The sequence below is a fragment of the Alloalcanivorax sp. C16-2 genome (genome assembly GCF_046507615.1).
GTDB lineage: Bacteria > Pseudomonadota > Gammaproteobacteria > Pseudomonadales > Alcanivoracaceae > Alloalcanivorax > Alloalcanivorax marinus_A.
The window spans coordinates 1,520,663-1,540,815 of record NZ_JBKFTL010000001.1 but is presented as its reverse complement, the minus strand read 5'-3'; the positions used below and the strand labels follow the sequence as shown (position 1 = coordinate 1,540,815).

Below are 20,153 nucleotides of genomic sequence, written 5' to 3'. Positions count from 1 at the left end.
AGTGGCGACGGGCCGGATCAGCCCTCCTTCACCAGCCGCGCCCGGGCCGCCGAGCGCAGCGCCTCGTCGTAATCGCCCAGCTCCGGCGGCGCGGTCACGGTGAGCGGCGGCTGGTGGTCGAAGCTCACCGGCGAGCGCACCGTGCGCCATTCGCCACCGGCCGGGTGAGGCGCGTTGATCTCCAGCTGCAGGTGGCGGGCCTGGGGGTCGCGTAGCGCCTCGCTGCTGTCGTACATGGGCGCGTGGGGCACGTCCTCCTGTTCCAACCGCTGGCACCAGGTGGCCCGGTCCCGTTGCTTGAAGCGCTCCCCCAACAGCTCGATCAACTGCTCCTGATGCTCGATGCGCTTCTCCCGGCTGCTGAAGCGTTCATCGCGCAGCAGGTCCGGCTGGTCGATGGCGTTGGCCAGGCCCTGCCAGAATTTTTCCGGCGAGGACATGTGCAGCGCGATCCACTTGCCATCGCCACACTCCAGCACATAGGACTGGGACACGCTGGGGCGGCTGTAGGGGGTCATCACCTCGCCCTCGGCGAAGTAATGGGTAAAGGCATCCAGGTTGAAATGGCACATGGCTTCCAGCATGGACACGTCCACCGCCCGGCCCCGGCCAGTGCGATGGCGTTCATGGAGCGCGCCGAGAATACCGTAGGCGGCGTAGAAGCCGGTCAGCGCATCGGCCATGGCCGGGCCCACCACGCGCGGATTCTCCGGGTTGATCAACAGCCCCAGGAAACCGCTGGCGGCCTGGGCCACGGTGTCGTAGGCCGGGCGGCCGGCGGCCGGTCCATCCTGGCCGAAACCGCTGATCGAGCAGTAGATCAGCTTCGGGTTAATGGCGCGCAGACGCTCCTCGCCGGCGCCCAGGCGCTCGGCGGTGCCGGGGCGGAAATTCTGGATGTAAACGTCGGCGTCGGCGATCAGCTGATCGAACAGCGCCAGGTCCTCCGGCTCCTTGGTGTTGAGCGTGACGCTGCGCTTATTGCGGTTGTAGGTCTGGAAATGGGGACTGTAGAGGCCGCCCTTGAAAGCGCGGAACGGATCGCCGCTGCCCGGCCTTTCCACCTTGATCACTTCCGCGCCCAGGTCCGCCAGCAACATGCCCGCGTTGGGCCCGGTGATAAAGGTGCCCTGCTCGATCACCCGTACTCCTTCGAGAACCTTGATCATGAGCCTTGCTCCTCGAAACCGGCGGGCACCTCGCCCTGGTATTCCACTTCCCGGGACGCCTGATAGGACAGCGCGAAGCCGATGGAGTGGTTCATTTCCTCGAACAGGTGGGCGATCAGGCCGGCGCTGCGGGCCAGAATCGGCACCCCGCGCAAAGCCTTGAGCGGGAAGTCCGCGCCCAGCAGCACCGCCGGAATCGCCGCCGACACGTTCAGCCGCAGGTCCTTGCCCACCACGTCCGGAATCACCCGCTCCACCGCCTCGGCGATCTCCACGTAACGCTGGCCGGCGCCGGCCTCGCTGGAGGTTTTGAACAGCGCCGCCACGCGCGGGTCACGGGCCTTGTGCAGGGGGTGGCCATAGCCGGGAATGGCGCGTTTGGCGGCGCGGTACTCGGACACCACCGCGTGGGCGGCCCGGTCCAGGTCCTCGCCCTGCTCCCGGGCGCGCCGGTCGATGGCGTCGAACAGTTCACCGGCCTGTTGCGCGGCGCCCAGGATCACCGAGCCGCAGCCCAGCAACCCGGCGGCCACCGCGCCCTGCACCGCCTCCGGCGCCGCCGCGTAGGTCATGCGCGCCGCCTGCACGCTGGGCACCAGGCCGTGCTCGGCGATCGCCACCAGGGTGGCGTCCAGCACCGCCCGGGTGGCCGCCGTGGCCTGGCGGCCGGTAAGCAGCAGGTAGAAATAATCGGTGAAGGACAGCTTGCCGATGGCGTCCTGGCACAGGTCCAGGCCGCGCACCACGATGGTGTCCTGGTTGGAGGTACAGATGGCGGTCTTGGGAACCGTTTCCTTACCAATCTTCATTATTCTGATCCATCCGATGAGTGACATTTCAACAAAGCGTAGAAGGGGGCTATAGTTGTTGAAAGTGATAAATATCCATAAAAATGATCGATGGCATCACTAGTCCACACAGACGGTAGAAACGCCCCATGGAACTCCGACACCTGCGCTATTTCGCCGCCCTGGCGGAAACCCTCAACTTCACCCGCGCCGCCGAGAAGTGCCATGTCACCCAGTCCACCCTGTCCCACCAGATCAAGCAGATGGAAACCGAGCTGGACACCCGCCTGTTCGAGCGCATCGGCAAGCGGGTGGTGATCACCGAGGCCGGCGACACCTTCCTGAGCCGCATCATGCCGGCCCTGCAGCAGATCGACGGCGCCGTCAGCACACTCCACCAGCCCTCCGACGCGGTGCAGGGCGAGGTGCGCGTGGCGGTGATCCAGAGCTTCAACACCCGTCTGGTGCCGGCCTGCATCTCCGCCTTCCTGGACCGCTATCCGGCCCTGCGCATCAAGGTGGAGGAGCTGCCCCAGCACCGCATCGTCGAGCGACTCAAATCCGGCGACCTGGATCTCGGCATCGCCTACCGGCCGCCGGACGACCAGGACCTCTGGTTCGAACCGCTCTACAACGAGGAAATGGTGCTGGTGGTGGCCGACTGGCATCCCTTCGCCAGCCGCAAGCGGGTGCGCATGGTGGAACTGAACAACCTGCGCATGACCCTGCTGCCGCCGCAGTACTCCACCCGCCAGTTGATCGACGAACACTTCCGCTCCGCCAACGCCCAGCCCCAGGTGGTGGTGGAGCTGGATTCCATCGGCGCCATGATCCAGCTGATCCGTAAATCCGAGCTGGCCGGCATCGTCGGCGAGATCGCCATCGCCGACACCGACGGCGTCAGCGTGGTGCCCCTGGAGAACCCGACGCCGATCCGCACCCCGGGCCTGCTGTGGATGCGTGGCGGCGGCGTACCCGCCGCCAGCCAGGCGTTCGCCAAACAGATCCGGCGCGTGCTCAAGGACGGCCAGGGCCAGGACGGCGGCACCTGACCGCCCGGCCTCAGGCCGGCACCAGGCCGTGGGGGTCGAGCACGAATTTCTTCGGCACGCCGGCATCGAATTCGCCGTAGCCTTCCGGCGCCTGGTCCAGATCGATGACCTGCACGTTAACCACCTCGGCGATGTTGATGCGATCCCACAGGATCGCCTGCATCAGTTGCCGGTTGTATTTCATCACCGGGGTCTGGCCGGTGTGGAAGGCGTGGGACTTGGCCCAGCCGAGGCCGAAGCGCACGCTCAGGTTGCCGAGTTTGGCGGCGCCGTCCACGGCGCCCGGGTCCTCGGTGACGTAGAGGCCGGGAATGCCGATATTGCCGGCCACCCGGGTCACCTCCATGAGCGCGTTGAGCACCGTGGCCGGGGCTTCGCTGCGCGCGCCCTCGCGGCCGTGACCGCGCGCCTCGAAGCCCACCGCGTCCACCGCGCAGTCCACTTCCGGCTCACCGAGCAGCGCTTCGATCTGGTCCACCAGTGGTGTGTCCAGGGACAGATCGGCGATCTCGAACCCCTGGGCCTTGGCGTGTTGCAGGCGGCGCGGGTTGACGTCGCCGACGATCACCGCCGCCGCGCCCAGCAGCCGGGCGGAAGCGGCGGCGGCCAGGCCCACCGGGCCGGCGCCGGCGATGTAGACGGTGCGCCCGGGCGCCACGCCGGCGCTGACCGCGCCGTGGAAGCCGGTGGGCAGGATATCGGACAGGCAAGTGAGATCACGGATCTTCTCCATGGCCCGGTCGCGATCCGGGAACCGGAGCAGGTTGAAGTCCGCGTAGGGCACCAGCACGTACTCGGACTGGCCACCGACCCAGCCGCCCATGTCCACGTAGCCGTAGGCGCCGCCGGCGCGGTCCGGGTTCACGTTCAGGCACACCCCGGTGTGTTGCTCCTGGCAGGAACGGCAACGCCCGCAGGCCACGTTGAAGGGCACGGACACGATGTCGCCCAGCGCCAGGTTCTCCACGTCGCGTCCTTTTTCGATTACCTCGCCGGTGATTTCGTGGCCCAGCACCATGCCCTCCGGCGCCGTGGTGCGGCCGCGCACCATGTGCTGGTCCGAGCCGCAGATGTTGGTGGATACCACCTTGAGAATAACGCCGTGCTCGATGCGCCGGCCGCGCGGATCTTCCATTTTCGGGTAGCCGATGGGGCGGACCTCGACCTTGCCGTCGCCCACGTAGACCACGCCACGATTGTCGTTCGTCATGCTGTTCGTCCTCTTGTTCCGGGTTCAGAAGGGAAAGGTGAATTGCACCCAGAAGCGTTCGCCCTCGGCTTTGTTCTCCGAGTCGAATTCCTTCTGGTATTTGGCCACCACCGCCACGCCGGGGCGGAAGTCATAACGGACCTGCGGCCCCAGGGCGGCGCCTTGGGTGCGGTAGCCGTCCAGGTAGGTGCGACCGTCCAGCTCGTCGTCCGACATTTGTTTGAAGTAAAAACCCTGCACGCCGAGTTGCAGCTTGTCGGTCATCGACCAGGCCACCACCTGCTCGTAGTGCATCAGCCAGCCGGTCTGATAATCGGTGTCGTCGTTCTCGGTATTCACCGCCGCCGACAGGGTGCCGCCGATTTCCCAGCCCGGCGCCGGGAACCAGCTGTAACCGGCGTTGGGTTGCCAGGAGGTGTAGTTCACCGCCGCGTTGGCGGCGCGGTCCCGGTCGTAGGAACCGGTGGGCACATCCAGATCCAGCGGCGCGATCTGCATGAAAAAGGTGTTGGCGTCGTTGTGGGTGCCGATGATCAGCGGCTTGAGGCTGAGGTTACCCAGGCCGTTGTCGGTGCTTTCGTCGCCGAACAGGGTGATGGAGGCGTCCACGTAGGGCAGCACGAAACCGGACACCAGGTGGGTGTTGCGCCCGATCATGCCCCAGCCATGGTCGAGGCGCAGGGCGTCGACGAAAATTTCCGCGTCCACGTCCACGCCGCTGTCATTGCCGGCGCCATCATTGAGCCGGTTGGCACTGTAGAACAGGGTGTAGTTGTACAGGCGGTTTTCCCCGGGGGCGGTGGCGACGCCGTTGAGCACGGTGTTCACACCGATTGGCCAGGAGATGTTGCCGTTTTCGGCGGCCGTGGCCGGCGCGCTCAGCAGCGCGCCGCCGAGGCTGATCAGCGCCACGGGGAACGCATTTAATTTCGTCCTGTTTTTGCTTATATGCACTTTATGGGACACTTGTCTTATCATTATTCTCTCCGGTTTTTTTAACGGGCCGGCCAGGGGCCGGCCCGGTTCACAGGTCGAGGACCAGCAACGGCGAGCGGGCCCGGGAACAGCACAAGGCAATTTGCTCGTTGGCCGCCTGCTCCGCCTCGGTTTGAAAGAAATCGCGGTGGTCGGCCTGGCCTTCCAGCAACGTGGTCAGGCAGGTGCCGCACACCCCCTGCTCGCAGGACAGCTCCACCTCGACGCCATGGTCCTTGAGGACCTGAGCGATGGTTTTGTCCGCCGGCACCGCCAGGGTCTGGCCGCTGCGTTGCAGACGGATCTCGAAGGCGCCATCCGGGTCCGCGTCGGCGGCGGGTTCCGGCGGCGCGAAGAATTCCCGGTGCAGCCGCTCCTCGTCGATGCCATGACGGTGGCCGGTTTCCAGTACCTGATCGATAAAGCGGGCCGGGCCGCACACATAAAAATGCGCGTTCGCGGCGGCCTGGCTCATCACCCCGTCCAGGTCCAGACGGTAGTCCGGCGACTGCCCGGTGAGGTAGAAGCGCACCCGGTCACGGTAGTCCGCGTCCTGAAGCGCGCCGAGAAAGGCACAGCGGGCTTCGCTGCGGGCGCAGTAATGCAACTGGAACTCGGCGCCCTGGCGGTGCAGAGCACGAGCCATGCCGTACAGCGGCGTGATGCCGATGCCACCGGCGAGCAGAATGGACGGGTGATCACCTTCGTTGAGCGGGAAATGATTGCGCGGCACGCTGACGCGCACGGTATCGCCCTGGCGCAGGGATTGATGCACGGTCACCGAGCCACCCCGGGAGGTTTCGGTGCGCAGCACCGCGATACGGTAACGGCGACGCTCTTCCGGGTCGCCGTACAGGGAATACTGGCGGATCAGGCCGGGCCGGATTTCCACATCAACGTGGGCGCCGGCGGTGAACGTCGGCAGCTCCTTGCCGGTGGGGTCGGCCAGCTCCAGGCTGACGACGTTTTCCGCTTCCACATCTTTACGTACGACTTTCAGGGTCATCCAGGTGATGGACATGGGACACCTCGAAAAAGCCGGGATGGAGTCAGGCACCCTCCTCCACCCCGGTACGGCTACTACTGCGGAAGTTCCGCGCGAATCAGAGCTTCCATGCTGCGGCGCACCTTCACGGAGGTGACATCGCCCTTGGCGAGAAAGTCCTTGAAGCCGCCATCGCCACTTTTTCGCAGCATCTCCTCAAGGGCTTCCACCGCGTCCACGTCCTGCTGCAGAACGGCGGCGAAGGCGCCATTGATGATGTTGGTGACGTTGTCGTCGTCGGTGGCGAAGTTACGCGAGTAGGCCACGAAGTAATGAGTTTCGTGGTCGGTGGCCGGAGTCACCGCGTGGTGCACCTTGTAGGTGCCCAGTTCGCGGCCCGGTTCGCCGTCCTTCTTGTCGTGGGCGAGGAACACTTCCTCGGCCAGGTGCAGGCACGGCAGGTAGAACTCCATGGACATCAGCCGATCGATGGGTTTGTGATAGCCGAGGATGTCGGAGAAGAAGCCGGTGGGCTCCTGGTTGTACATGGCGCGGGCATCCCGATACCACATGCCCTCGCCGCTGACATCGAAGCCGGTGTCGGCCACCGCGTCGACACCAATGATGCCCGGGTGCAGGAAGGTCAGGTGCGACAGGTCGCACAGGTTTTCGTGCATCAACTGGTGACGGGCCTTCAGCAGATGGGTGGCGGCTTTTACCGGCAGCCAGTCCGGGTCGGTGAGTTTGACGATGTCATGATCGGGAATCAGGGATTCGTCGGCTTTTTCCGGGTCGCCCATCCAGATCCAGAACCAGTTCCAGCGCTCAACCACCGGGTAGGCATCAATGCGGCACGAGGCGGGAATCGCTTCCTGGGTGGGAATGCGCGTGCAGGCGCCGCTCTGGTCGAAGGTGAAGCCGTGGTAACCGCATTCCAGGCGGTCGCCGACCACGCGGCCCTTGGCCAGCGGGAACTGGCGGTGCGGGCAGCGCCCGTGCAGGGCCACGATGTTGCCGTCTTCCTTGCGGTAGAACACCACCGGTTCGTTGAGCAGCCAGCGCTCCATCGGTTCGCGGGTGACCTCGTCGCTCCAGCCGGCCACATACCATTGATTGCGAGCCGCCCACAGGCCTTCGGCGTAGGGATACATAGTCGTTACCTCATTGTCTCTGCTTTGTTGTTGTCACTTGCCGGCGCCCTCAGGCGCGCACCCAGCCGTCGCCGCGCGCGGTGTTGTTGGTGGCCATATCCTCTTCCTTGAGCCAGGTGGCCAGGGTCTCATGGGCGGTGCCGGCGGCTTCGCTCATCAAACGGTCGGTGGCCGGTACCAGGGTGGTCAGTTCCACCTGAAGGCCGTTGGGATCATGGAAATAGATCGAGTAGCAATAGCCATGGTCGGTTTCAAAGGCGGATACACCGGCGTCGGCCAGCTTCTGCTTGAAATGGCGCACCGTGTCCTTGCCTTCCACGGTGAGCGCGATGTGGTGAGCGAAGGGGTTGATGTCCTCGAACTTGTTCACCGACGTGTCCTGGCTCGCCTGCTCGGATTTGAACTGGAAGAACGCCAGGCAGCTGCCATCGTTAAGCTCGAAGAAGGTGTGCACGTAGTTGTCCGGCTCACCGGTGACCGGGTTGACCCGCTCCACCCAGGTGCCCACCAGCGGCAGGCCAAGGATGTCCTCGTAGAAGTGGCGGGTTTCTTCCATGTCCCGGGCCATGAAGGCGTGGTGATGCAGCCTGCCCACGCGATTCGCCTTGCGCAGGGCGGCGATGCGCTCGGGATTGCCGGTAACGGTAGTGGCTTCGGTCATCGTCATATCCTCTTGTTGTTAGTCGACATTGACGGGGTGGGCCGGGGAGGCCTCCGCCCCTCGGGAACAAAAAGGCCAGCATGCCGCGACCCATTGATCCAGGGCGGCATTGACGGCTTCGGGGTTTTCCATGGTGAGCATGTGCCCGGCGGCGGGGATCTCCACCAGCCGGGCACCGGGAATCAGGTCGGCCATTTCCCGGTGAGCGGCCGGCGGTCGCAGCCGGTCCTCGGCGCCCGCCAGCAGCAAGGTAGGCGCGCTGATGGAACGCAGCACCGCGCGCGAATCCGGGCGCGCCGCGCCGGCGGCGATGTGGGCTTCCAACTGGTCCGGGGAGTGCTCGGCGATCATGGCGAGGATGTCCTCCACCAGGGGCTCGTCCGCGAGCCGCGCCTCGGGAATCAGCGCCGGCAGCCAGCGGCGCGCCATGGCGGGCATGCCCTGCTCCCGGGCCAGGGCCAGCAGCCCGTTGCGGGTCTCGGTTTCCCGGCGGCCCGCCTCGCCGGTCGGGCAAGGGCCGTATTCGGTGCCGGCGAAGCACAGCCCGATAACCCGGTGGGGCGCCAGACGCTGTACTTCCATGGCCACCCGGGCGCCCATGGAATGGCCGGCCAGCAGAAAGCGCTCCGGGGCCTGGGCGAGCACGGCCCGGGCCATGTCGGTCATATGGCGGGCGTCGCCGTAGTCGGCGATGCGCGGTTCGCAGCGGCCCGCCAGGTGGCGGGCCTGGTGACGCCAGGCGCGACCGTTGCACACCATGCCGGGCAGTAGCATGAGAACCGGCCGGTCGTTTTCGGAGTGATCAGCGCCCGAGGCGGGGATCGTTGTTGCCTTCATCGTGTCGCGCTCCTCTTTTGTTGTGTGATGGGAACCGATGAAGAGGGCCTGAAAACGAATATAGAGGGGCGCAACAATGCTTGAAAATGATTAAGCTGCATGAAAACCATCGATACCATCGATTCGGTTTCACAGCGTGGGACGCAAAAAAAAACGGGCCGAAGCCCGTTTTTCTCTGTCGCGCGGTGCGTGGAGGTGTGCGCTTAAAGGTGAATACCGCACTCGGTCTTGCTGGAGCCCTGCCAGCGGCCTTCGCGGCCTTCACCCTTCCAGGTGCAGTGGCTGCAGCCAATGGAGTGGTAGCCTTCCGCCACCAGCGGATGGAACGGCAGGTCGTGGTCGGCGATGTAGGCGTCGCGCTGCTCCCGGGTGACATCGATCATCGGGTTGAACTTGATCATGCCCCGGCGTTCCTCGAACACCTCCAGGCCGGCGCGGTGCTCGGTCTGCCAGCCCATCAGGCTGGAAATCCACAGGTCGTAGTTTTCCTTGGCGTCTTCCAGGGGCTGCACTTTGTTGACCTGGCAGCACAGGTCCGGGTCGGTGCGCCACATCTGTTCGTCCTGGGTGATCTGGTGCTGGCGCGGGTCGGCGCGCAGGTCGATCACATCCAGGTTGAACTTCTCCACCAGGTATTCCTTGTAGTCCAGGGTTTGCTGGAAGTGGTACCCGGTGTCGATGAAGTGGATCTTCTGCTCCGGCCGGATGCGCGAAATGATGTGCAGGAAATAGGCGGAGGTGGCCGCGAAGGAGGAAGTCACCATGATCTTTTCGGGGGCGAAGTCCTGATAAACGCGGCGGATGCGGGCCTCGAAGTCCAGGGGCGCGTAGATCCGGTTGAGATCCTCGATGGCGTCCCGGGAGAGACCGGCGCTGTTGTCGCCCACTCGTGTGATCAGCTGCGCGTTACCCATGGCGTTGCCTGTCCTTGTTCCAGATCGGTGGCTTGGAACCGTCATGATAAGGATGGGCGACACATTTAAAAGAAATATCTGGTGCTATTTTTATGCCCGTACGGCATATGTGAACAATGACGCCTTTACGGAATTTGACGGTTTCGATTCGGAACTCCGCCATCGAGGCGGGTCCCAATGAGGGGACACGGGAGATATGTCCCCTTTGTTAAGCCGTAAAGGAGCTTTGCCATGAAAAAACGCGTTCTTTCTCTGTCCGCTCTGTTCCTCGCCGCCGGTCTCAGCGGCGCCGCCCTGGCGCAGCAAAACGCCGCCGGCCAGCAGCCACCGCCGAAGGCGCCACAGACCGCCCAGCCGGCCCTGGGCAACGCCTCGGACATCTCCGACGACGAGGTACAGCAGTTCGCCGACGCCCAGGAGAAGGTGGAGGAGATCAAGGGCGAATACCGCACCAAGGTGCAGGAGAACTCCGATGAGCCCGAGCAGGCCATGGAAATGCAGCGCCAGGCTCAGCAGGAAATGGTCCAGGCGGTGAAGGACTCCGGTCTGGAGGTGCGTAAGTACAACCAGATCGCGCAACTGGCCCAGTATGACTCCGGGCTGCGCGAACGCATCGAGAAGCAGCGCTGAAGTCCCCGCTTCCCCCGGGAACGAGAAAGGCCGGCATTCGCCGGCCTTTTCGGTTTTACCGGGGGCGGGTCCTCAGAAGCTGACCTTCATGCCCAGCCAGTAGCGGCGGCCGTCTTCCACGTAGCCGTACTCGTCCTGGAAAATCTCCTTGTCGGCAACGTTGTAGATACCGGTGTTGAGGGTGGTGTTGCGGTTCACCCGGAAGGCCAGACCGGCATCCACCAGGGTATTGGAAGGCGCCACGATACTGCTGCTGGAAGGCCCGGTGATGGGTTGGCTTTCCTCGCCCCGGTAGCGCACGGTGAGCCACGGTGACAGCGTGTCGGTGGCGCGCCAGTCCATCTGCAGGCTGGCCAGATGCTTGGGAATCTGGTTGAGCGGCTCGCCTTTGTACTCACCGGACTTCTGTTCGGAATCCGTATAGCTGTAACTCAGGGTGATATCCAGCACCCGGGCGATGTTGGTGGACAGCGCCGCCTCCACGCCCCGGGTCATGGCCTCGTCCACGTTGACCCGGTAGGTGGGGTCGGAACCGAAGGAGTTGGGGCCGTCGGTGCACACGGTCACCGGGCAGGCGATGCGGGTGATCTTGTCCTCGAAATCATTGTGGAACACGGTGACGCTGGCCTGCAGTGGCCGGCCAGCGTTGAAATACAGGCCCAGTTCCTTGTTCACCGAGGTTTCCGGCTCCAGGTCCGGGTTGCCGTAGATGTTGCCGCCCCGGCTCACCTGGCCCCAGCCGGGGGTGATCTCGCGCAGCGCCGGGGAGCGGAAGCCGGTGGAAACCCCACCCTTCAAGGTCCAGCGCGGGGCAAAGCCCCATACCGCGTAAAGGCGCGGGCTGACGTGGCTGCCGTAGTTTTCATCATCGTCCAGGCGCAGGCCGCCGGTGAGGCTGACGTTGCCCGGCAGCATCCACTCGTCCTCCACGAAGGCCGCCCATTTGGACGCGTCCACGTCGGTCAGGTCGGAGATCTGGTTGGAGGTGCGATCCGACAGTTCCTCTTTTTCGAACTGCCCGCCCAGGGTCAGCAGGTGGTTGGCCAGGGGCAGCATCAGGCTGCTCTTGGCGGTGGTGTTGACGATGGTCATCTCGCGGGTTTCGTTCTCCGCGTCCTCGCGCTGGATATAGGTGTCGGTGGTACCGAAATCCCAGCGGCCCACATGGCTCAGCGACAGGATTTCGTTGCTGAATTCATTGTCGGAATCGGTGCAGCCACCCCGGCAGCCCTCGGCGGGGGCACTGTAGCCGATCAGCGAGCGGCGACGCTGGTCGACGCGACGCGCTTCCAGGGTCCAGTCCTGATTGTCGGTGGGCGTGAACGACAGGCGCGCGGCCAGGCCGTTCAGCTTTTTCTCTTCGTAGCCGTCGACGAAGCGGTCTTCCTCACGGTTATAGGTATTGCCATAAAGCTGCAGGCCGAGGCGGTCCTTCACCAGCGGGCCGCTGATGTTGAAGTTCCCCTTCTGGATGTCGCCGGAGCGGGAATCGTCCTGGAAGATGGTGTCGAGCTGGATGCCGCCGCCCCATTCGTCGGCCACCTTGCGGGTGATCACATTGATCACGCCGCCGATGGCGTCGGAGCCATAAAGCGTGGACATGGGCCCGCGCACCACCTCGATGCGTTCGATGGCCTGCAGCGGCGGCAGCCAGTCCTGCTCGAAGCCGGCGCTGCCGTTGGGGCGGGTTTCCCGGGTGGAGAGCGGGCGCCCGTCCACCAGGATCAGGGTGTAGGAGGACGGCATGCCGCGAATCACGATGTCGTTGCCCCGGTCGCCGGCACCGCCGCCGGTGATGGTGACGCCGGGCACGTCGCGCAGGGCGTCGGTGGCATCCTGGTAGTAGCGCTGCTCGATCTGCTCGCGGGTGATCACGCTGATCGACGCCGGCGCGTCCTCCAATTGCTGGGCGTGGCCGGCGGCGGTAACCGTCACCGCGCCCAGTTGATGATCGTTATCGGCGTCGTCGGCCAGGGCCGGCACGACGGCGGCCGCCAGCAACCCCGCCAGGGTAAGGCACCAGGTGCTTCCCATCCCAGTACTCCTCTCTTATTTGCATGGAACCTCGAATAGCCGGAAATGCTATTCATTCTTATTTGCAAATAAAGAGGATTTACATTCTATACATCCGCCTCCGCCGGCAACCGCAGATGCACCCGCAGCCCGGGCCCGTCGTTGTCCGCCCACAGGGTGCCGCCCTGCCGGGCCACGGCGCGGCGGGCGATGCTCAGCCCCAGGCCGAAGCCGTGGTCGGCGGAGCGCGCCTGGTCCAGGCGCACGAAGGGTTCAAAGATGGCGTCCAGGCGTTCATCCGGCACGCCGGGGCCTTCGTCCGCCACCCACAGATGCCAGGTGTCGCCCTCGCGGCGGCCATCCAGGGTCACCCGACCGTCCGGCGGTGAGTAGCGCACCGCGTTACGCACCAGATTTTCCAGGGCCTGGGCCAAATCGTTGAGGTTGCCGCGCACCCGGGCGGAGCCCGGCACCCGGCAGGGGAAGCGGCTCGGCGACCAGTCGCTTTCGAAGGCGGCGTTCTCCGCCACCAGCTCCCATACCGACACCGGCGACAGCACCTCGGTGGCGGCATCACGCTGCTCGGTGTCGTGCCAGGCCAGGCTCAGAGTGTCGCCCACCAGAGTGCGCATGGCCGCCAGCTCGCGGGCCACCCGGCGGCGCAGTTCCGCCTCGCGGAGGTCGCTCTCCAGGGCCACCGCCAGGCGGCTGAGCGGGGTACGCAGTTCATGGGAGAGGTCATGCAGCAGGCGCCGCTGGGTGTCGAGCATGCCGGCCACCCGCTCGGCCATGCGATTGAAACGCCGGCCCAGTTCCCCGAACTCATCGCCGCGCCGGGCCAGGTCGGCGTCCACCCGCGCCGCCGGATCATCCTGGAAACGGCGCACCCGGGCCTGCAGTTGGCGCAGCGGCACCATGATGCGCCAGTACAGCAAGGCGCCGGCCAGCAGCGCCAGCAACGCCGGCATCACCACCAGCAGAAAGGTCTTCCAGTAGGGCCAGCTGTCACCGGGGAAATAGCGCGGCGGCAACTGCATCACCAGGCTGCCGGCCTCCGGCGCCTGGGGAAAGGGCACGCCGATGTAGGGCATGGCGGTCATCCGGAAGCTCATGCGCCAGTCCGGTTTGCGCTGGAAGCGCAGCCCGGCGCGCTGGGCCTCGGTGAGCGACCGGCCGCTGAGGGACGCGTCGTTGGCGTCCACCACCATGGCATCGCCGGGCTCCCGCTCGGCCAGGGCGTCCAGCCAGGCGGCCACCGCTTCCTCGCCACCGCCGTCCCAGGCCCGCCAGGCCTCGGCGGCGTAGCCGCGCAGCACGGTCTTGGCTTCCTCGTCGAGCAGCAGCACCCGGTTGCCCACGTGGCGGGTCAGGGTCCAGCTCAGGCCCACGGTGATCACCGCGCTCAGGCACAGCAGCGCGGCCAGCTTCCAGAACAGGGAACCGCGGCCGGGCATCAAAGCCCCTCGGTGACCAGGGTGTAACCCTGGCCCCAGACCGTGCGCAGGGGCTGGCCGGCGATCCCGGCATCGCGCAGCTTGCGGCGCAGGTGGCTGACGTGCAGGTCCAGGCTGCGGTCATGGCGCCCGAAGCCCCGGTGCAGCACGGTCTGGTAGAGGAAGGCCTTGCTCAAAACCTGGTCGGGCTGATCCGCGAGCACCTGCAGCAGGCGGAACTCGGTGACCGTGAGCGCCAGGTCCCGGTCCTGGTAGCGGGCGCTTTCCGTGGCCGGGTCCAGACGCAGGCCACCGGCGTTGCGTACCGTCGGCGCGCGCCGCTCCAGGGCCACCCGGCGCAGCACCGCCTCCACGCGCACCGCCAGCTCGGCCATGCTGAACGGTTTCGGCAAATAGTCGTCGGCGCCGCGCACCAGGCCGGTGATGCGGTCCTGCTCATCGCCCAGGGCGGACAACAGAATCACCGGCACCGGGCTGTGGCGGCGCAGCTCGGCGAGCAGAGCCAGGCCGTCGAGGCCGGGCAGCAGAATATCCAGCATCACCAGATCGAACCGCTGATCCCGGGCCGCCGCCAGCCCGGAACGGCCGTCGCGGCGCACCGTCACCTGGTGGTGGCGGTCACTGAAGTAGGCACGCAGGTCCGCCGACAGCACCGGATCGTCCTCGATCACCAGCAGCCGGGCCGGGCAATGGGTCAGAGCATTCATTCGCGAATAATAGGCATTATCATTCCAGGCCGCCAGCGGGGTCCTTACATTCCTTACACTGTCTCGATTGCGAATTAAAAACGATTCTTATTATCATGCCTGCTTTCGCAGGCTGGCCCGGATCATCCCTTGGACAAGAAAGCCAAAGCCCGCTGGTTGAAGCGTTTCCACCAGTGGCATTGGATCAGCTCGGCGGTATGCCTGGTGAGCATGGTGCTGTTCAGCGTCACCGGCATCACCCTCAACCACGCCGCCGCCATCGGCGCCGAACCGGACGTGACCACCGTGGACCGGGTGCTGCCGGCGGACCTGCTGGCCGGCCTGGAGGACGTGGAATCCGGCCCGCTGCCGGCGGAACTGCGCCGCTGGCTGGGCCGGGAAACCGGGCTGGCGGTGGACCACCGCCCGGCGGAATGGTCCGCCGCGGAGGTCTATCTGGCCCTGCCCCGCCCCGGCGGCGACGCCTGGCTGGCCATCGACCGCGCCGACGGCGCCCTGATGGCGGAGGACACCGACCGGGGCTGGATCGCGCTGTTCAACGACCTGCACAAGGGCCGCCATGCCGGCACGGTGTGGCGCTGGTTCATCGACATTTTCGCGGTCGCCACCCTGGTGTTCGCCGCCACCGGCCTGGTGCTGATGGCGCTGCACGCCAAACGGCGACCGGCCACCTGGCCGGTGACCGCGCTGGGGCTGATTCTGCCCTGGCTGCTGATCGCCTTTTTCGTTCATTAGGAGACGTTATGCGAGTTGTTCTCGCCAGCGCCCTGTGCGCCCTGGCCGGCGCCACCTGGAGCGCGGAATTCAAGGTCGACGTGGAGGTGCCGCGCCTGAGCGTGGCGGAGTACCACGCCCCCTACGTGGCCTTCTGGGTGCGCCACGGCGAATCCGGCGCGGTGACGCCGCTGGGTCTGTGGTACGACGACCAGGAGAAATGGCTCAAGGACCTGCGCCTGTGGTGGCGCCGCACCGGCCGCGGCCAGAGCGATCCCTATGACGGGCTCACCGGCGCCACCCGCCGCCCCGGCCAGCACGGCGTGGATTTTTCCGAGCTGCCGGCCCTGGCCGACCTGCCGGAGGGCGATTACGAGCTGGTGGTGGAAGCGGCCCGGGAAGTGGGCGGTCGGGAAGTGGTGCGCCTGCCCTTCCACTGGCCCGCCGACGAGGCCGCCACCGTGGATGCCGCCGGCGACCAGGAACTGGGTCGCGTGCGCCTGCGCATCGCGCCCTGAACAACGCTTCGCCAACGACAAAGAACGCAATAAGCAAGGAGACCGCCATGAAAGCCCTGCCCTTCGCCGGCGCCGCCCTGGCCGCGCTGCTGGTACTCAGCCCCGCCGCCCAGGCCCACAAGCGCTGGCTGCTGCCCAGCCACACCGTGGTGTCCGACACCCAGTGGATCACCGTGGATACATCCGCCTCCAACGACATCTTCTACGTGGACATGCCGTTCCCCCTGGCCGGCTTGCAAGTAACCGGCCCGGACGGCAAGGAAGCGGAAGTGGACAACCGCCTGGAAGGCCATCGCCGCAGCGTGTTCGACGTCAACCTGAACCAACAGGGCAGCTACCGCGTGACTCTGTTCCGACCGCTGTACGTGAGCCTTTACCAGCTCGACGGCGAGCGCCACCACCAACGGGGGCAGTCGCCGGAGGCCCTGCTCAAGGAAGTGCCCGAGGGCGCCACGGAGGTACGCATCTCCGAGGTGATCAGCCGCCTGGAAACCTTCGCCACCGTGGGAGCCCCCAGCGACAAGGCACTGGCCCCCACCGGCAAGGGCCTGGAACTGCAGGCTCTGACCCACCCCAATGATTTGTACCAGGGCGAAACCGCCCGCTTCCGCTTCCTGGTGGATGGCGAGCCGGTCTCCGGCCTGGAAGTTGAGGTGATGCCCGCCGGCACCCGCTATCGTGATAGCCAGAATGCCTGGACCGTGACCAGCGACGAGAACGGCGAGGTGTCCCTGGAATGGCCACAAGCGGGCCGCTACTACCTGGAAGCCAACCACGCCGACGACCGCGCCGAACACGACAAGGCCGACGGCCGCCGGCTGCAGTACATGGCCACCTTCGAGGTGTTGCCGCTGTAACGAATCGAATAATCTGAAGAAACCGCGTCGGTGAGGCGGTGGTTCCAATCCCGCCTCTCCGGCTAGGCTGGAGCCACCCATCAGGAACCCGTAAGGAGACGTCATGCGATCCGCACTCACCGGCCTGTTCGCCGCCGCCCTGTTCACCCTGGCCACTCCGGCTCTGGCGGACACCACCGAATACACCCTGGACCCGGGCCACACCCAGGTGCGTTTTTCCTGGAACCACTTCGGCTTTTCCGTGCCCGAGGCCAACTTCAACGACATCAGCGGCACCCTCACCGCCGATCCGGACGACCCCACCGACGCCCGCGTCGACGTGACCATCCAGGTGGACAGCATCGACACCCATGTGCCGCTGCTCAACGAACACCTGCTCAACAAGCCGGAATTCTTCAAGGCCAAGGAGCACCCCACCATCACCTTCAAGAGCACCGGCATCCGTAACGTGGCCGATGACCGCCAGTCCTTCGATCTGGTCGGCGACCTGACCGTCAACGGTATCACCAAACAGGTGGTGCTGGATGCCACCGTCAACAAGGTGGGCGAACACCCCATGTACGACGGCGCGCCGGCGGCCGGCTTCAACGCCACCACTACCCTGAAGCGCTCCGACTTCGGCATGGATGCCTATGTGCCGGCGGTGAGCGATGAGCTGGATGTGCGCATCACCGTGGAAGCGGTGGAAGCGGACGCCTTCGCCAAGAAGCAGGAGGGGTAACACCGTCCACCCCATCGCGACTGAAGTCGCTCCTACGCGCCCCCCGTAGGAGCGACTTCAGTCGCGATAACCTCCCCCCACCCCAACCCCCGAAAAAGCGTGCATTTCCGCCACGCATCCCGTATAGTTCGCCTCCCTCATTTCAGGGCCACGCCGGCACCGCACTGATCGACAAGCCCGGCCCAGCGCCCGTCCACCGAAAGGTCTGTGCATGTCGTTCGATACCCTGGGCCTGCCCGAGTCGCTGCTCGGCGCAATTGCCCGTCTTGGCTTTGAAACTCCGTCCCCGATCCAGGAACGCAGCATTCCCGCTCTGCTGAAAGGCAGCGATCTGCTGGGTCAGGCGCAAACCGGCACCGGTAAAACCGCCGCCTTCGGCCTGCCCCTGCTGGCCCGTCTCGACCCGCAACTGAAAGCACCGCAGATGCTGGTGCTGGCTCCCACCCGCGAGCTCGCCCTGCAGGTGGCCGAGGCTCTGGAAACCTTCGCCTCCGGCCTGCCCGGCGTCACCGTGACCCCGATTTACGGCGGCGGCGGCTACCGGGATCAGCTGCGTGCCCTGAAAAGCGGCTCCCAGGTGATCGTCGGCACCCCCGGCCGGGTCATGGACCACATGGAACGCGGCAGCCTGCGCCTGGACCAGTTGCGCGCCCTGGTGCTCGACGAAGCCGACGAGATGCTGCGCATGGGCTTCATCGACGACGTACGCTGGGTGCTGGAACGCACCCCGGCGGACTGCCAACTGGCGCTGTTCTCCGCCACCATGCCGCCGGCGATCAAGACCATCGCCGACCAGCATCTGAAGAACCCGGAGTGGATTCGCATCGACGGAGGCAAGGCCAGCACCGGTGAGCGTATTCGCCAGCGCTACTGGCCGGTGGCCGGCATCAACAAGCTGGATGCCCTGTGCCGGATTCTGGAAGCCGAACCCCACGACGGCGTGATCGTGTTCGCGCGCACCAAACAGGCCACCATCAACCTGGCTGAACAGCTGGTCGGCCGGGGCTGGCGCGCCGAGGCGCTTAACGGCGACATGCCCCAGGCACAGCGGGAAACCACCGTGTCACGGCTGCGCGAGCACCGCATCGACCTGCTGGTGGCCACCGACGTGGTGGCGCGGGGCCTGGACGTGCCGCGCATCACCCATGTGTTCAACTATGACATGCCCACCGATCCGGAAGCCTATGTGCACCGTATCGGCCGTACCGGCCGTGCCGGTCGTGACGGCGAGGCGATCCTGTTCGTGGCGCGCCGCGAACAGGGTCTGCTGCGCGGCATCGAGCGCACCACCGGCCAGCGTCTGGAAAGCATGGACCTGCCCTCCGTGGACGCACTCAACCAGCGCCGCCGGGATGCCTTCCGGGACAGTCTGGGCGAAGCCCTCAAACGCGGCGACACGGACGCCAACCGCGAACTGCTGGCCAAGCTCTCCCAGGAACTGGAACTGCCCGCCGAGGATCTGGCCGTCGCTCTGGCCACGCTGATGTTCGAGAAGGAACCGCTGTTCCTGAAGGCGGCGCCGCCGCCCTCCAAGCGCGAACGTCAGGGCGGCGCCACCGCCGGCAAGGGCGGCAAGCGCGAACGGGATCGCAAGAGCGGCAAGGCCCCGCGTAACGCGGGGCCGATGAAAATGTATCGGGTGTCCGTGGGCGAGACCCACGGCGTGCGACCGGGCAACCTGGTGGGCGCCATCGCCAACGAGGCCGGCCTGAGCAGCGGCCAGATCGGCGCGATCCGCATCCACCAGGACCACAGCACGGTACAGCTGCCGGAGGCGCTCAGCGCCAAGCAGCTCCACCAGCTGCGCACCACCCGGGTGTGTCAGCGCATGCTGGAACTGGAAAGCGTTTAGAACGCTCCGGGTCGGCGCCCTCAGGCGTCGACCCGGAACCCTACGTTAACGACCACCTGAAAGTGGGCCACCTTGCCATTCTCGATGTGGCCACGGGTCTCCTTCACCTCGAACCATTCCAGATTGTCGACGCTCTTGCCGGCGGCGGCCACGGCGTTTTGTACCGCGTCCTCGATGCCGGTCCTTGATGAGCCGACCAGTTCCAGCTTTTTATAAACGTGCTCGCTCATTACTGCCTCCTTTCCTGAGTGTTCCTCCAGCCTCGACCTCCAGCGGCCCCGGTTTCAAGGCCCTCGCCGAGTCTTTTACGGTGTTTTCCCGACAGCCCGATACTGATGCCGGTCAAGGAAGCGGCGCGCCGGGTCTTGAAACCGGGCCCGATGACCTTAATGTCGGAAATGAGAAGGTTGTCAGAAGGAGTTGAACCATGAGCAACAGCAAACTGCTTCCCTGGAACTGGTTGAGCAAGGAAACCAGCCGTGACCGACCGCTGACCCAGCGGCGCCCGTCCCATCCGCTGCTACGCTGGGATCGGGAGTTCGACAACTGGTTCGAACAGATGCTCGGCGACATGGCCTGGACCACGCCGGCGCCCCACGCGGAGCCATCGGCGCCATTCCGACCCAACATCGACATCGTCGAGAAGCCGGACCGCTACATGATCACCGTGGAGGTGCCCGGCATGGAGCGCGACGATCTGTCCGTGAACCTGGATGGCGACACCCTGGTGATCAGCGGTCGCAAGGAGGAAACCCGACTCAACGAAGAGGACGGTTACCACTACACGGAGCGCCGTTTCGGTCGCTTCCAGCGACTGCTGACGCTGCCGGCGGACGCCGATGGTGATGCCCTCAGCGCCTCGTTCAACAACGGGCTGCTGACGCTGGACGTGCCGCGCCACGAGAACCACCCGCGCAGCACCCGGGCCATCGAAATCCACTGAAC

The 20,153-nt window shown here is 65.7% G+C and carries 21 protein-coding genes; 8 read left to right on the top strand and 13 right to left on the bottom strand.

The genetic code is table 11. The annotated features are described in order from the left end of the window. Positions 1 to 17 precede the first annotated feature (17 nt). Positions 18 to 1,169, bottom strand: a complete 1,152-nt coding sequence (locus ACLD02_RS07235) for a CaiB/BaiF CoA transferase family protein (protein ID WP_410298306.1) — start codon at positions 1,167 to 1,169, stop codon at positions 18 to 20. Beyond that, a complete protein-coding gene (locus tag ACLD02_RS07230) occupies positions 1,166 to 1,978 on the bottom strand; it encodes a citryl-CoA lyase (RefSeq protein WP_410298305.1) in 813 nt (270 codons plus the stop codon). The genes ACLD02_RS07235 and ACLD02_RS07230 overlap by 4 nt, the downstream gene beginning before the upstream one ends. 128 nt (positions 1,979 to 2,106) lie before the next feature. Between ACLD02_RS07230 and ACLD02_RS07225 the strand changes: the two genes are divergently transcribed. Further along, entirely contained in the window at positions 2,107 to 3,009 is a 903-nt protein-coding gene (locus ACLD02_RS07225; RefSeq protein WP_410298304.1) for a LysR substrate-binding domain-containing protein, read from the top strand. 10 nt (positions 3,010 to 3,019) lie between these two features. On the opposite strand, the gene fdhA is transcribed toward ACLD02_RS07225, so the two are convergent. The 7 genes from fdhA to ACLD02_RS07190 form a co-directional block, all read right to left on the bottom strand. After that, entirely contained in the window at positions 3,020 to 4,219 is a 1,200-nt protein-coding gene (gene fdhA, locus ACLD02_RS07220; protein WP_410298303.1) for a formaldehyde dehydrogenase, glutathione-independent, read from the bottom strand. A gap of 24 nt (positions 4,220 to 4,243) precedes the next feature. Beyond that, positions 4,244 to 5,131, bottom strand: coding sequence for a transporter (locus tag ACLD02_RS07215; protein WP_203104699.1), 888 nt, complete (start codon positions 5,129 to 5,131; stop codon positions 4,244 to 4,246). Positions 5,132 to 5,243: 112 nt separating this feature from the next. Continuing rightward, positions 5,244 to 6,215, bottom strand: coding sequence for a PDR/VanB family oxidoreductase (locus ACLD02_RS07210; protein ID WP_203104701.1), 972 nt, complete (start codon positions 6,213 to 6,215; stop codon positions 5,244 to 5,246). Positions 6,216 to 6,274: 59 nt separating this feature from the next. Next, positions 6,275 to 7,330 carry an aromatic ring-hydroxylating dioxygenase subunit alpha gene (locus ACLD02_RS07205; protein WP_203104702.1) on the bottom strand — a complete coding sequence of 352 codons (1,056 nt, stop codon included), beginning with the start codon at positions 7,328 to 7,330 and terminating at the stop codon, positions 6,275 to 6,277. A gap of 49 nt (positions 7,331 to 7,379) precedes the next feature. Next, positions 7,380 to 7,991: a VOC family protein gene (locus ACLD02_RS07200; protein WP_203104703.1), complete on the bottom strand. Its 612-nt coding sequence runs from the start codon at positions 7,989 to 7,991 to the stop codon at positions 7,380 to 7,382. A gap of 18 nt (positions 7,992 to 8,009) precedes the next feature. Next, positions 8,010 to 8,828 (bottom strand): alpha/beta fold hydrolase, encoded by an 819-nt coding sequence (locus tag ACLD02_RS07195; RefSeq protein WP_410298302.1) that lies wholly within the window; start codon positions 8,826 to 8,828, stop codon positions 8,010 to 8,012. A 203-nt stretch (positions 8,829 to 9,031) separates the two neighbouring features. Beyond that, a complete protein-coding gene (locus ACLD02_RS07190) occupies positions 9,032 to 9,742 on the bottom strand; it encodes a phosphoadenylyl-sulfate reductase (protein ID WP_203104705.1) in 711 nt (236 codons plus the stop codon). 231 nt (positions 9,743 to 9,973) lie between these two features. On the opposite strand from ACLD02_RS07190, the gene ACLD02_RS07185 reads away from it, so the two are divergent. Next, on the top strand, positions 9,974 to 10,372 hold the full coding sequence (locus tag ACLD02_RS07185) for a DUF4168 domain-containing protein (RefSeq protein ID WP_203104706.1): 399 nt from the start codon (positions 9,974 to 9,976) through the stop codon (positions 10,370 to 10,372). A gap of 72 nt (positions 10,373 to 10,444) precedes the next feature. Here ACLD02_RS07185 and ACLD02_RS07180 read toward each other — a convergent pair whose 3' ends face one another. From ACLD02_RS07180 to ACLD02_RS07170, 3 genes are all read right to left on the bottom strand, one after another. Next, positions 10,445 to 12,406, bottom strand: a complete 1,962-nt coding sequence (locus ACLD02_RS07180; RefSeq protein WP_410298301.1) for a ligand-gated channel protein — start codon at positions 12,404 to 12,406, stop codon at positions 10,445 to 10,447. Positions 12,407 to 12,492: 86 nt separating this feature from the next. Continuing rightward, complete coding sequence (locus ACLD02_RS07175; protein WP_203104708.1) at positions 12,493 to 13,839, bottom strand: sensor histidine kinase; 1,347 nt, start codon at positions 13,837 to 13,839, stop codon at positions 12,493 to 12,495. Then, positions 13,839 to 14,546 (bottom strand): response regulator transcription factor, encoded by a 708-nt coding sequence (locus tag ACLD02_RS07170; protein ID WP_203104709.1) that lies wholly within the window; start codon positions 14,544 to 14,546, stop codon positions 13,839 to 13,841. The genes ACLD02_RS07175 and ACLD02_RS07170 overlap by 1 nt, the downstream gene beginning before the upstream one ends. 129 nt (positions 14,547 to 14,675) lie before the next feature. On the opposite strand from ACLD02_RS07170, the gene ACLD02_RS07165 reads away from it, so the two are divergent. The 5 genes from ACLD02_RS07165 to ACLD02_RS07145 all read left to right on the top strand — a co-directional run bounded on the left by ACLD02_RS07165 (position 14,676) and on the right by ACLD02_RS07145 (position 19,208). Further along, positions 14,676 to 15,281: a PepSY-associated TM helix domain-containing protein gene (locus ACLD02_RS07165; RefSeq protein WP_410298300.1), complete on the top strand. Its 606-nt coding sequence runs from the start codon at positions 14,676 to 14,678 to the stop codon at positions 15,279 to 15,281. Positions 15,282 to 15,289: 8 nt separating this feature from the next. Further along, on the top strand, positions 15,290 to 15,778 hold the full coding sequence (locus ACLD02_RS07160; protein ID WP_203104711.1) for a DUF2271 domain-containing protein: 489 nt from the start codon (positions 15,290 to 15,292) through the stop codon (positions 15,776 to 15,778). 47 nt (positions 15,779 to 15,825) lie between these two features. After that, positions 15,826 to 16,635 (top strand): DUF4198 domain-containing protein, encoded by an 810-nt coding sequence (locus ACLD02_RS07155; protein ID WP_410298299.1) that lies wholly within the window; start codon positions 15,826 to 15,828, stop codon positions 16,633 to 16,635. Between the two features lie 103 nt (positions 16,636 to 16,738). After that, on the top strand, positions 16,739 to 17,356 hold the full coding sequence (locus ACLD02_RS07150) for a YceI family protein (RefSeq protein ID WP_410298298.1): 618 nt from the start codon (positions 16,739 to 16,741) through the stop codon (positions 17,354 to 17,356). A 211-nt stretch (positions 17,357 to 17,567) separates the two neighbouring features. Then, complete coding sequence (locus ACLD02_RS07145; protein WP_410298297.1) at positions 17,568 to 19,208, top strand: DEAD/DEAH box helicase; 1,641 nt, start codon at positions 17,568 to 17,570, stop codon at positions 19,206 to 19,208. A gap of 20 nt (positions 19,209 to 19,228) precedes the next feature. Here ACLD02_RS07145 and ACLD02_RS07140 read toward each other — a convergent pair whose 3' ends face one another. Beyond that, positions 19,229 to 19,438: a dodecin gene (locus ACLD02_RS07140; protein WP_203104715.1), complete on the bottom strand. Its 210-nt coding sequence runs from the start codon at positions 19,436 to 19,438 to the stop codon at positions 19,229 to 19,231. 197 nt (positions 19,439 to 19,635) lie between these two features. Here ACLD02_RS07140 and ACLD02_RS07135 point away from each other — a divergent pair, with 197 nt between their 5' ends. Beyond that, a complete protein-coding gene (locus ACLD02_RS07135; protein ID WP_203104716.1) occupies positions 19,636 to 20,151 on the top strand; it encodes an Hsp20/alpha crystallin family protein in 516 nt (171 codons plus the stop codon). The last annotated feature ends 2 nt before the right edge of the window (positions 20,152 to 20,153 follow it).